The sequence below is a fragment of the Paenibacillus sp. FSL H7-0714 genome, from assembly GCF_038003765.1.
Classification (GTDB): domain Bacteria; phylum Bacillota; class Bacilli; order Paenibacillales; family Paenibacillaceae; genus Paenibacillus_AQ.
Window position 1 is genome coordinate 2,028,855 of the sequence record NZ_JBBOPT010000001.1, and the last position, 11,663, is coordinate 2,040,517.

13 protein-coding genes are annotated in these 11,663 nt (G+C 45.4%); 3 read left to right on the forward strand and 10 right to left on the reverse strand.

The features are described from left to right. Positions 1-16 precede the first annotated feature (16 nt). The 4 genes from NST34_RS08860 to NST34_RS08875 are packed head-to-tail and all read right to left on the reverse strand — an operon-like array spanning position 17 to position 5,056. Positions 17-1,129, reverse strand: a complete 1,113-nt coding sequence (locus NST34_RS08860) for a YheC/YheD family endospore coat-associated protein (RefSeq protein ID WP_042186475.1) — start codon at positions 1,127-1,129, stop codon at positions 17-19. Next, entirely contained in the window at positions 1,126-2,499 is a 1,374-nt protein-coding gene (locus NST34_RS08865; protein WP_076283328.1) for a YheC/YheD family endospore coat-associated protein, read from the reverse strand. Before NST34_RS08865 ends, NST34_RS08860 begins: the two co-directional genes overlap by 4 nt. Next, a complete protein-coding gene (locus NST34_RS08870) occupies positions 2,500-3,678 on the reverse strand; it encodes a YheC/YheD family endospore coat-associated protein (RefSeq protein WP_052404216.1) in 1,179 nt (392 codons plus the stop codon). Between the two features lie 10 nt (positions 3,679-3,688). Beyond that, positions 3,689-5,056: a YheC/YheD family endospore coat-associated protein gene (locus tag NST34_RS08875; protein WP_076283327.1), complete on the reverse strand. Its 1,368-nt coding sequence runs from the start codon at positions 5,054-5,056 to the stop codon at positions 3,689-3,691. Positions 5,057-5,387: 331 nt separating this feature from the next. Here NST34_RS08875 and NST34_RS08880 point away from each other — a divergent pair, with 331 nt between their 5' ends. Then, a complete protein-coding gene (locus tag NST34_RS08880) occupies positions 5,388-5,726 on the forward strand; it encodes a YlbF family regulator (protein ID WP_042186485.1) in 339 nt (112 codons plus the stop codon). 126 nt (positions 5,727-5,852) lie between these two features. Here the strand turns inward: NST34_RS08880 and NST34_RS08885 are convergent, their stop codons facing one another. Continuing rightward, a complete protein-coding gene (locus NST34_RS08885; protein ID WP_042186488.1) occupies positions 5,853-6,428 on the reverse strand; it encodes a hypothetical protein in 576 nt (191 codons plus the stop codon). A 192-nt stretch (positions 6,429-6,620) separates the two neighbouring features. Here NST34_RS08885 and NST34_RS08890 point away from each other — a divergent pair, with 192 nt between their 5' ends. After that, on the forward strand, positions 6,621-6,905 hold the full coding sequence (locus NST34_RS08890; RefSeq protein WP_042186490.1) for a hypothetical protein: 285 nt from the start codon (positions 6,621-6,623) through the stop codon (positions 6,903-6,905). A gap of 513 nt (positions 6,906-7,418) precedes the next feature. Here the strand turns inward: NST34_RS08890 and NST34_RS08895 are convergent. Further along, positions 7,419-7,559 carry a hypothetical protein gene (locus NST34_RS08895; protein WP_179085720.1) on the reverse strand — a complete coding sequence of 47 codons (141 nt, stop codon included), beginning with the start codon at positions 7,557-7,559 and terminating at the stop codon, positions 7,419-7,421. Positions 7,560-7,663: 104 nt separating this feature from the next. Continuing rightward, positions 7,664-8,497 (reverse strand): hypothetical protein, encoded by an 834-nt coding sequence (locus tag NST34_RS08900; RefSeq protein ID WP_341127583.1) that lies wholly within the window; start codon positions 8,495-8,497, stop codon positions 7,664-7,666. A gap of 177 nt (positions 8,498-8,674) precedes the next feature. On the opposite strand from NST34_RS08900, the gene NST34_RS08905 reads away from it, so the two are divergent. Continuing rightward, entirely contained in the window at positions 8,675-10,009 is a 1,335-nt protein-coding gene (locus NST34_RS08905) for a DRTGG domain-containing protein (RefSeq protein WP_076283325.1), read from the forward strand. A 95-nt stretch (positions 10,010-10,104) separates the two neighbouring features. On the opposite strand, the gene NST34_RS08910 is transcribed toward NST34_RS08905, so the two are convergent. From NST34_RS08910 to NST34_RS08920, 3 genes are all read right to left on the reverse strand, one after another. Beyond that, positions 10,105-10,425: a YtpI family protein gene (locus tag NST34_RS08910; RefSeq protein ID WP_076283324.1), complete on the reverse strand. Its 321-nt coding sequence runs from the start codon at positions 10,423-10,425 to the stop codon at positions 10,105-10,107. Positions 10,426-10,511: 86 nt separating this feature from the next. Beyond that, the gene (locus tag NST34_RS08915) at positions 10,512-11,018 is read right to left on the reverse strand and encodes a DUF4044 domain-containing protein (protein WP_076283323.1); all 507 of its coding nucleotides are present in this window, start codon (positions 11,016-11,018) and stop codon (positions 10,512-10,514) included. Positions 11,019-11,023: 5 nt separating this feature from the next. Continuing rightward, complete coding sequence (locus NST34_RS08920; RefSeq protein WP_042186502.1) at positions 11,024-11,347, reverse strand: YtrH family sporulation protein; 324 nt, start codon at positions 11,345-11,347, stop codon at positions 11,024-11,026. Positions 11,348-11,663 lie beyond the last annotated feature (316 nt).

Below are 11,663 nucleotides of genomic sequence, written 5' to 3' on the forward strand. Positions count from 1 at the left end.
CATCCTTTAATGGATTCTATTTGATATGGCGTGCTAAGTGCTGGCCATATTGAAAGATTCGCTCCAAAGAAAGCTTGCGAATCGCAGGCTCATCAAATTTCATCGGCCGGGAGTTTGCCTCAAAGAACCAGAGTCCGCCGTTCTCATCGACACCGAGATCCATCGACATCTCCCCGAGCATAGAATCAGAGGCTCTTTCAATTTGTCTGGCAATTAACAGAGCAGTTGTAGGTACACTTTTTAAGATAGAGGCTGCTCTTTCGGTTCCAAATGTGCTTTCCAGCATGGTGGAGGGCTCCTCGATACTTCCGCCACGAGGTACATGCGTAGTGATGCTGCGGGCACCAGCTAGACGCGCACCTATGCCGGTCATTGCCCAGCCGCCTCTGCCGTTTTTCTGCAGAAGTACACGTAGATCAAATGGTCGTCCTCGGTGAGTTGCTAGTTCAATAGCTTGCTGTACGATATAGCGTGAGCTTCCCTTTTCTTTTCCTATCCGTGCCCAGAGGCGTTCTACTGAGGCAGCTTTGTAGGTCACATTTTTTTTGCCGCTTTGAATTTGCAGACGATAGGGTAAGGTGGTATCTGCACGGTATTTTAAACGCATAATTCCTTTACCTGCTTTGCCATTCTCAGGTTTTAGGTAGAGACTGGTATGATTATTTAGCATGGCAATAAGCGTGTTTGCACTGCGTAAACGTCTGGTTTTTGGAACATGCTTTGAGGTGGCATGCGAGCCCTTCAGCCATTCAAATAGACTCCATTTATTGAAAAAATATGGATTATATAGCTTAATGCCTGGATGTTCCAGGCATTGAGCTATTTTGCGTACGACAGCAGGTTTTTCCTCATCCTCACGGGTAGGAATTCGATTATAGATGATTTGTGGAAGAGGTACAGGAATGCTGTACCATATTCTTCCGCTGGATGATGGGACATAACCGTTCACCATCCGTTCCTCGAGCTTCAAGTCACGGACAGTGACGACGTAGACAAGAAATCCCAGTTCCTTGCCTGTGCGAATGATGTCCCGGAAATTATTACGGTTGCCATTAAAATGCCTTACTTTATCGCTGGTTGTCAGTATGGCAATAACGGGTTTTGTTTCATCCGGAATATGGGTGTTCACATCTCATCCCTCCTGCGGAATTTGCTGAGGTATAGACAATGCTCCAGAATGTGCTCGATGGAAGCTTTGCCCTCAGCGCGCAGGGAAGGATGACGGAAGATGGAACGTCCTGGTTTGGCGTTGGCCTCGAACATCCAGATGTCTTCATCCTGATCAATGCCGAGATCAAAGCCAATTTCACCGAGCAAATGACGATGCTGGATTTCTAAGGATTCTGCCAGCTTAATGGCTGTACTCTTCGCACGCTGTAATACTTCATCTGCTCGGCTGCCGAATACACGCCCGAGCGCCTGCCCAGGTGTAAGCAATGCCCCCCCGTTTTTGAGGTGAGTGGTGACACTGCCCCGGCCGGCTTTCTTAGCGCCAATACCGACTACAATCCATTGATTACTGCCGTTTTTATGCATATGGAATCGGAAGTCAATGGGGCAGCCATCAATTTCAATCAAACGTATTCCTTGTTGAACGATATAATTTTGCAGGCCTTGACCGTGTCGTGACCGAAGCATACGCATGAGGCTTTCAAAGGTAGTGAAGCGCAGAAGTACGTTTTTTCCACCTTTGCGGTAGCGGGCAAAATATCCTTTTTTCGGCAGATAGGTAAGTCGGTAAATCCCGTGACCCAGGCTGCCTGCGGAAGGTTTGTAATATACAAAATGGTGGTGATCCAGCATTTCTCTCATTTTTTCGGAGGAGGGATTGCTGTGTGTCTCAGGTACGTAACGGTTTGCAGCTCCGTCATTCTCTAGCAACCGATAAATATCGGACTTATTGAAAAAGCTCCAGTTGAAGTAAGGGATTTTCTTGCGCATAAAGCGTTCGCGAAGCTGGTTGATATAAGGTGAAGTCTCCGCTCTCCGACTGGGTAGCCGATTGTAGACGACATCAGGCAGAGGAACCATTTTACGTTCGAATTTGCCGCCTGCGGTTAAGAAATAACCATAGACCTGCTCCTGTTGCCAGTTGATATCACGCGGCATAAAGGCAAATATATAACATTTGTTACTGCCTTCCCGCAGTAATTGCTTTATAAAGCCAGTGCGAGAACCGAAGGGTTGATTTGGAGATGCTGGCCCATCGGTCAATACACCGACCAAAGGTCCAAGCTGTACCTCGTCGTTTTGCAGATTGCGTAAATAGATACCACCAGATTTCGGAACCTTGATAGCACTCTTTACACCAGTGGCGAGGAATAGATGATTTCCGGCGCGCTTGATGGGCTTGATCATGGTCGGGATGGCATCTTTACCGAGTCTAAGGCGAATGTTCTTCTTCCCGGTTAATTTCAAGCTTTTCATCAGTGCACCTGATACATATACAACTCTTTGGGGCTGCTTAGTAAAATGCACATTGCAAAAAGTGAGACTCATTTATGAATCCTCCTTAGGAACCATTGTTATCATTCTCCCGTTTATAACGGAGCTGTCCGTAGATAGGGATGGTATCCGTCGCTGTGTGAGTAGCAGATGGCGCGCATAAGACAGTGGATTCTCGGCGGCGAGCTTAGCAGCCCGGCGGTCGCCCGTCAGCCGGAATACCGTGCGCCCTGGCTTGGAATTTGCTTCAAGTAAATGAATCCGACCGCTCGAATCAATACCGAAATCTAGGCCGAGTTCTCCAAGCCTACCGCATGCAGCCTCCAGAAGAGGAGGCAAGTATGCAGCTTCTGCAGCAAGCTCCTGCATGATGTCTTTTCCGTCCTGACCATATTCTGCAAGCAAAAAGGGCAAAGGAGGAACCGCAGTTCCACCGCCATGCAGGTTCGAAGTCAGTGAACCATGATTACCCAGCCGAACGGCCATGCCAGTAAGATCCCAGCGACCGAGGCCATTCTTTTGCATCAATACACGCACATCGAACGGTTGCCCCTTACGATTAGTTAGGTGCAGATAAGGCTGTATAATATAGCGGCGTGTGCCGATAAATTCATGAATCCAGTTCAGTCCTTCATCCTGCGAGCTGAATACATATTGAAAGGGTGTATTTGTCCCATCACGCCCTCGTACTCTTATGCCTCCTCCAGAGCGTCTGTTCTGCAGTATGGCATGTAATGTACGTTTGCCATGAGAGCCTGCTTTGGGTTTTAGGAAGACCCCGTATTCTCTTTCAGCGAGCATATTGCTTAACTTGCGTGTACCGGTATAAAGAACAGTTTCCGGCAGTAAAATAGCGGCTCTTCGGTTACGCTTCAAGATCTCGTATACGCCCCATTTATCAGGTAGACCTCTTGACCAAGGTAGTGAGCGGTGAAGGAAAGAGAGTGCAGACGAGGCTTCTTTTCTTTCTTTCGGACTATTGTAAAAACAACGATTATAAATGATATCTGGTGGTGTAGAGGTCGTATTGTGCCAGCTTCCGTCTTTCCATGTATAACCGGTTATAGATGACCCGTCTGCCGCTACTCCGTCCGGATGAAACACGAGGACTTTAAGGTTATAGCGCGGAGCTGCACGGCATAAATGACTGCAAAATTCTGGCTCGGCAATCGGAGGATTCCCGTGGCGACGGCCCGTCATAATGCCGAGGAACCCCATAGCTGTTTCAGTCATTGTGTCCTCCTTATAAACCGGCCAAATAGCGGCAATACAGAATCATTTGCTTGACGGACGGTCTGATTTTTTGATCGTTTAGCGGTGTATTATCGTTCTTGGAAGGTTTGGAGTTAACCTCCAAGAGCCATATTCGTCCGGATTGATCCAGTGCCAGATCGATTCCGAGCTCTCCGAAATGAGCAGGGATAAAGGTTTCTACTCCTCTTGCAATGGCTAGTGCTGCTCTTGGAAGCTGAAGCTGTACGCTATCCTTGGTACCTGGAGGAAGGCTGCTCTTGCTAACGGCTTCACGGACAGTACTGAGACTGCCACCTCTTGCTAGATTGGAGACGAAATGATTGCTACCAGCGGTGCGAGCGACAATGGAGGTAACGCCCCATTTTCCGGTACCATTCTTCTGTACAAGTGCTCGGAAATCTACAGGACGCTTACCGAGCTCCATCAAAGGTAATCCTTGTTGAATCTGGTAGCGCGTTGTCTTCATCTTGGGAGCAATGGACTGATACAGTTTAGCTAATGTTGGGTAGCTTTGCTTGCGTGTACCTATAGAGGTAGTAGATAACAAACGGTATCCTCCGCCTTCATCTTTGGAGATTCGGAGAATGCCTTTGCCGAGACTGCCCCGTACAGGCTTTAGAAACACGCTTGGGTATTGGCTGCACATTTTCTTTACAACAGCAAAACCGTTTAAAGCATGCGATTCAGGTAAATACCGCTTCAATGAAGGGTCTTGCGCTAAAGCTTCAAATACTTCTGTCTTGTCAAGAAATTTTTCGTTGAAGAAATGCGTTCCATACCGTGATTTTACATCCGCCAAAAAATGCTGTACGCTAGGTTTATTCTCCACCTTTCGCGTCGTTAGCCGATTGTTGATTACATCGGCAATGGGCAGACTCATTTTCCTCCAACCCTCGTTGTATACCCAGCCCTGGATGGAAGAGCTGCTTGTTTCCAGCGCTTCCGGGGTAAAGAAATATACATAGGCGCCTTGTGAGTGGCAGGCATTTGTTAATTCTCGACAGAACATGGTAATGGGTCCAAACAGCCTGTCGAGATTATCTGGATGGTCACGGCTGACGAGTACACCGATCAACGGTCCAAGTCGCAAGGTACGACTTACGGAGCTGTAAGAGGCGTTGAGGGTTTGCCGATGTTTCCATCCGGTCCGCCGCGCCAGTCCTTCGCTTACACGCAGGCTTTCGGATTTGGGAGCCGGGATAATGGTAACCTCCTGCCGGAAAGAGCCGAAAGCCAGCTGGAGCGTTCCGTGAGCCGGGATTTTGAGTCTTTTCATGGATCGTTCGCCAAGCATTATAGCGTTTTCCTGCAGGATGCCCGTGTGGACCGTATGGACCGGGATCTTGAATTGGGACATCGTGGATCTCCTTCCGGTAGGCAGCGTGATGCCGGCAATTTGGTAGCTAAGGGTTACATATCATTCATCATATGGAGACATATGACCCTTGGTGATTGACCTACTCTTTAAAAACCTTGCCGCATCATTTCATAAGTCTGACCCAAGAAGCGAAACAAGCATGGGATGAATCAATATTTGGAAACTTAAGCGTATGCTTCCGGTGCGAGTTTTGTACGAAGTAACTCTAGGAAGCGAACGCTAACAAAACTTAAGCAACGCTTTCGAAGTGAGTTTTGTACGAAGACGAATCGAGAAGTAGTGACTTACAAAACTTTTAGGAGGAATCATAATGAGTATTCACGACAAAGCACATGAACTGGCGAAAGCCATTAAAGAAAGCACTGAGGTAGCGGATATCACCAACGCGATGAAACTGGTAGAAACAGATCCTGAAGCCAAGGCGATGCTCGACAACTTCCGTAATGGCCAATTGGAGCTTCAACAACGGATGATGAGCGGAGATATGCCTCCACAGGAAGAAATGGAGAAGATGGAGAAATTATTCGAGGTGCTTAACATGAATCTTGGGATTCGCCGTCTGTTCGATGCAGAACGCCGTCTGAGTGTTGTAATCGAGGATGTAAACAAGATCATTACCGAGAGCTTGTCGCAATTGTATGGCGAATAAACGCTTTTAGTAAGCGGGTATTCACCTGAAAAGTTTGATCAGTGCAATCTAAATAGGGTGTTCCCGAAGCCGGTTGGCATTGGGAACACCCTATTTATTCTTGTGACTAGCACATGAGTAAACTCGCTAATCTTGTTTTCCTTCGATTGCGCAGAGAAGAATACCAGCAGCCAAACCTAGGCGGCGATCAAGCATTCCCTTGGGATCCTCAGAGAAGTCAGCGATGATTTTTGTAACGAATGGATTAAAATTTTGTTTGAAAGTCGGGATCGTTGTATCATTCATCTCGATATTATATTTTTGAGGGATAATAGAGATGAAGCGGCGGAGTATAGCCATTGCGGTGCTATCTTCCTTGATTTTTCCGATTTCCTGATCATGATGATCGAGAATCGTCCATTCATCTTTCAAAATCGATTTGAGTCCCTTACGCCGAAGAGCACCAACATGCTCGCCAGTCTCCGAATCATGCACATCATAAACGGCACTAAAGTCGATGGCATTGCGGGCTTTTATACGCAGAAGCTCCTTTTGCATAGACTCATCCGTGTACAATGCAATATCCTCTTTCAACTTGAATGCTTTCATTTGTGAATAGAGTACAAGCTGCTCGGCGTTATCATAAATATGAAGCTTCGCACCCATGATGGAAAATACCTTTTTTCGAATTATGTATTCGGTATGAGTATAAGTTGCATTCAATTCTAAATCGCCCCCTAAATGAAATTATCATCTCATATATAAGCTTTGCTAGCTATATAAATGCGTATTATTTTATATAATTTTTTGAATAGAAGTATATTTTTATGGACTTGTCTCATATTACGGGCTTTATGTTCATAGAGTAGAGATATAGATTTAATCGAATATCTTGTCTACGAGGAGCTGTGGGTTATGAGAAAAAGAAACAAGTTTAAACATGGTGTTTATCTGTTGCTGGCGTTGGCCATGCTTTTGTATGCTCTGCCGAAGTTATCGCTTGCGAATGGGCCTAGCTGGGTATTTGGTTTTGGGGTGGTCTGGTCACTTTTTGCCTTTATGGTCATCGCGGCACATCTGCATTTTATTATCGGTGTTGATGAGGAGAAGACCAAGCGTTTGGAAGCTGTGCGAAAAGCAAAATTGGAGCAATGGCAGTCCAAATGGAAAGAAGAAACTAGAGTTACACAAAGATCATAGAATTGGGTAGCTTCCTTAAGTAACTAGATTTAAATATTCCCGTGGAAAACGCTGAAATGGCGAAAAGAAGGGTATAAATCCCCTAGATTCTCGTGAGAAGCGCCGAATTAGCTAAAAGAAGGGTATAAATCCCCTATATTCCCGTGAAAAGCACCGAATTGGCGAAAAGAGGGGGATAAATCCCCTAAATTCCCGACAAAAGCGCCGAATTAGCAAAAAGAAGGGTATAAATCCCCTAGATTGCAGTGAAAAGCGCCGAATTATCGAAAAGAAGGGTATAAATCCCCTAGATTCCCGTGAAAAGCGCTGAATTAGTTGAAGGAGGGGTATAAATCCCCTAGATTCCCGTGAAGAGCGCCGAATTAGCTAAAAGAGGGGTATAAATCCCCTAGATTGCCGTGAAAAGCGCTGAAATGGCGAAAAGAAGGGTATAAATCCCCTAGATTCACAGAAAAGCCCACTAGCTTAAGCCAGTGGGCTTTAAAATTGCCCTGCAAAGCAGGGGGATTAAAGTTATCTTGCACCTGTAAAAGGATTGATCTCATCCGAGAGATCTTTTCCAGCTTTCTTTTCTTCTGCAGATATCCGTTTACCTAGAGCCGCGTAGTACCACACCGCAGGAACGAGAATCGCGAGTATAAAAAGAAATTGCATAAAGTCATCCCCTTTCACCTCTCCATCATAACATATTTTTCCTTTTTTCTTAAGGGACTATTCTCTATTCGCCTACCCACTACCCAGTTTGTCTAATAAACGGGTTACTCTTTACTGACAGAGCATTCTACTTCAAATACATAACTGGCGCTCCCCTGAGGCCATCTTGCTTGGATTATATACAGATGTTTTCCGCTACCTGCTGCGAGTTGAAAACTGTTATTTTCTACGGAAAGAGCTTCGTCCGGTCGTTCCTCACCAGGAAATGAAGCTATAACCTCTATCTCTTTAGGTGCAGATGAGAATTTGAGTTTTATCTGATCTCGGCTGGTGGCTTTGGGATGTACCTTCTGTTTGGAAACCAATTGATCGTAAGAAGCCATATCTACACACACGCCTTTGCCATTGTCGTTCCAGCAATAAGAGCTTTGAATGGCATCAAACTGTTCACCGCCAACAGTAACTTGGACGCTAGGGGGCTGTGCTTTAGCAGTGTCTTCTGGAGAATTCTTATCTTTTTCAAAAGCCGCTTGAAACAAGTCCAACAGATCTTTTTTGCTGATATCTGACAGGCGATAGTGACCCATTTGGCCCGATTTAATGAGTAACCCACTATTGCTTCCGACGATCCAAAAAGAGAACTCATAACTTATGCCGTCCTTCATGTTTACGGTGGTTCTGTAATCGCTTGGAGCAATATCTAGTTGTCTTTTATCATATTCAGCAGTAGTTATGGCTTGAACGAAACGTTCCAAGGATGATGCTTCAGAAATAGTCGTCACCGGCTGGTCTTTTTCTATTAAGTTAATAGAAACTATATTTTGTGCATCCAGCTCTATTTGGTTTGATTGTTTTACTTCTGTTCTCGCATTTCCACAGCCGATCAGTCCTATGAAAAGCAAAGTAATGGTAAATATTATTAACATGGTCTTGTTCATATCCACAATGCTCCTTTCCTCTTTCTTTAACTCTCAGACTATAAAAAAGAGGAAAAGGTTGCTAAATAACGGGCAGTTAAATTCGAATTCGATGCTTATGAATCGGTTGTACTGTGCCATTCTCTCCGTGTATAATGAGTACAGTATAGTACAGATCGGAGTACGGGGGTGTAACAGTTGGAAGGTCAAGGCGATGCAATTACTAAACACGAGCAACTGCTGCAGCATATTGAAAGTCTTAAGGTAGGCTCCAAAATATCTGTTCGTAAGCTTGCAAAAGAAATGTTGGTCAGTGAGGGAACGGCTTATCGTGCCGTTAAGGAAGCTGAGAATCTTGGAATTGTCATTACGAAGGAACGGATTGGTACAGTACGTGTAGAAAAGAAGCCTCGTAACATTTCTGAACAGCTGACGTTTGGTGACGTGGTTGATATTGTGGAAGGTCATGTTCTCGGTGGGGCTAGCGGACTGAGTAAACATCTACATAAATATGTAATCGGTGCGATGAAGGTCGATGCGATGATTCGTTATATAGACGCAGACAGTCTGCTTATTGTGGGTAACCGCGATGATGTTCACTCCTTGGCGCTAGAGCAGGGTGCCGGAGTTCTGGTTACAGGTGGTTTCGGGACGAGTCGTGAAGTGAAGGCATTAGCCGACGAACTGGATCTCCCCATCATTTCATCAAGACATGACACGTTTACCGTGGCATCAATGATTAACCGAGCAATTTTTGATAGATTGATTAAGAAAAAAATTATGCTGGTAGAAGATATTGTCGACAGCAAACCGCGTATGATTACGTTAAAAATTTCAAGCACCGTAGGTGAGCTACGACAGATTTCAGAGGAAACTGGAGAGCAACGTTTTCCCGTTACAGATGAATGGAACCGAGTGATTGGGATTATCGGCCGACGCGAAGTAGAGGACCTGGCAGAAGGGCAAAGTATTGAAAAGGCTATGGTTCGGAGTCCGGTTACCGCTGCGCTGCATACCTCACTTGCTTCAGCTGCGCAGATCATGATGTGGGAAGGTGTCGATTTTCTCCCCATTGTAGACCGTAACCGCAAATTGGTGGGCTCCCTAACCCGTAAAGAAGTGCTGCAAAGTCTGCGAGATGTCCGTAACACTCCACAGCTTGGGGAGACCTTCGATCATCTCATCTGGAATGGTTTTGCAGATGAGCGGGATGAAGAGGGACGATTGTTTTTTCACGGCTTTATTACGCCTCAGATGGCCACAGACCTTGGTACCATTTCTGAAGGTGTATTGTCTACGCTAATGACGCTCTCTGCGTTTAAGGCAGCTAAGGATATTACAGGAAATGACTATGTATTAGATAATATGTCCACCTATTTTATCCGGCCGGTACAGATCGAACATGCGATTATTGTAATGCCGAGACTGCTCGAGATAAGTCGCCGTACATGTAAGCTAGAAATAGAGATCAGCTATTCGGATACCCTGGTAGCGAAAGCTGTCCTGATGCTGCAATCCATTGATCACGGCTAATAGATAATGAATCACAAACATGCTAAATAGACTGCCCTCAACGATGATAGAGAGGGTAGTCTATTTTATTCTTGTAATCCTATGAGAGGGATAGTCTAGGCTTTCGACTGGTGTTGTTCCTGGCTGCGGCTACGGCTGTAATAACTATAGCTGCGTATTCCTGAGAAGATGTTAAACACACCGATTAGAAGAAAGGCAGCTTCAACAATGATATTAATGGTGGAGCCGCGAAATAGAAACATGGAAATCAGGGAAAGCGTTACGAGCATACAGCCCAGCATCACATTCATGACGGAGCGTTTTAGTCCCTTATCTTGGGGATTTAAGGCACGGCGAGAGGATAAGCTGTACACAGCGGCGCCGATTACAAAGATCACCAGCAGGATAAACAATAAGTACTTGATAAATAAAACCATGGACAGCCAGCTCCTTTATCATGTCGTGAAAAACCTTGAAGTAATTTCCACTTTTGTCTGTCCATTATTGTATCACACGATTGATGTTAGTTGCGCTTAAAAGGACTGATTTCCACCCAGATTTGCAGAACACCTTCCATGACGAGCATCGTCCGGATTTTGACAGAGTATTCCTTATCGCGCACAATGTAAAGTTTTCCATCCAGCAGCAGTCTAACCAGTTTACTGTCCGTGTCAATATCGAACATGCTGCGGCCACGCATGGGCTCCAGATCTGATCGTATTTCACTAAGTATTAATTTTAAAGTTACGGGGTCAACTGAGGTTGAGCCTTCTGCTTGGGCTTTGCTTTCCTCTGATCGAATTTTTATTTCTCTGATTACCGTAGAGGTATTATTGTATTTTTTGAGTGTTTTAATATCCTCTTGATATTGCTCGATCTGTACACGCAGGTCTGCATTATTCAGCCATAACACGTTATATCCAACATGGTATATACCGTTGTATATGACGGCTCCTACGACGATCCCCAGCATGAATATAGCGGAAATTTGGGTGAATCTACGAAAACGACTGAATGGTGGAACTCTCACTGGCGTTACCCCCTGCCGCACACCCATTTTACTAGCTCGCTGCCCATATGAGCTCCGAGAAAAGCGAAGGCAATATACATGATTTGCTTGATGGCGGGGGAGAGGTTACCTCCAATCACATTGCTTTCAATGACCCGTAAAGGGTCCATAGTACCCCCTACAGCGGCGGCAAGTGCCCATATTTTAATCCGGTCTGCTACATCTAGCATGGTTTGCGTCGGTGGTTGCAGGGATACTACGGCGCCGATTCCGCCGACCATAGCTCCGCCAAGTACGATGCCGAAGGCGATAAAGAAATCGAGGATCGCTTTGCTCATAAAAATGCTCATAAAGGCCCCTTCCCGGACGAGGCATCTCTAATCGTTGCCTGTCCATGTGCTCTTAATCCATTCTATGGGCGGGTCCCCCTTTAATATGATAAAATAGTTTCATCTTATAGTGCGAGTTCAAAAAGTACGGTTTTCAGCACCGAGAAGATTGAAAGAAGGTAGAAAATGAGGAGTGGAGCGTAGTGGAAGCTACGTGAGCACCGGAAGTTTCGCCTGAATTCAATCTTCGATGTCGAGTAAGCTTCTTGGGTTACTTCGTGATAAAAACGGACTTTTTGAACAACTATTTATGTTTGATTTTTGTAGTAGAAAGGAA

Coding starts and splice junctions, on each gene's coding strand:
- NST34_RS08865 (WP_076283328.1), bottom strand. CDS start 2,499: ATGAGTCTCACTTTTTGCAATGTGCATTTTACTAAGCAGCCCCAAAGA.
- NST34_RS08870 (WP_052404216.1), bottom strand. CDS start 3,678: ATGACTGAAACAGCTATGGGGTTCCTCGGCATTATGACGGGCCGTCGC.
- NST34_RS08875 (WP_076283327.1), bottom strand. CDS start 5,056: ATGTCCCAATTCAAGATCCCGGTCCATACGGTCCACACGGGCATCCTG.
- NST34_RS08880 (WP_042186485.1), top strand. CDS start 5,388: ATGAGTATTCACGACAAAGCACATGAACTGGCGAAAGCCATTAAAGAA.
- NST34_RS08890 (WP_042186490.1), top strand. CDS start 6,621: ATGAGAAAAAGAAACAAGTTTAAACATGGTGTTTATCTGTTGCTGGCG.
- NST34_RS08895 (WP_179085720.1), bottom strand. CDS start 7,559: ATGCAATTTCTTTTTATACTCGCGATTCTCGTTCCTGCGGTGTGGTAC.
- NST34_RS08900 (WP_341127583.1), bottom strand. CDS start 8,497: ATGAACAAGACCATGTTAATAATATTTACCATTACTTTGCTTTTCATA.
- NST34_RS08910 (WP_076283324.1), bottom strand. CDS start 10,425: ATGGTTTTATTTATCAAGTACTTATTGTTTATCCTGCTGGTGATCTTT.
- NST34_RS08920 (WP_042186502.1), bottom strand. CDS start 11,347: ATGAGCATTTTTATGAGCAAAGCGATCCTCGATTTCTTTATCGCCTTC.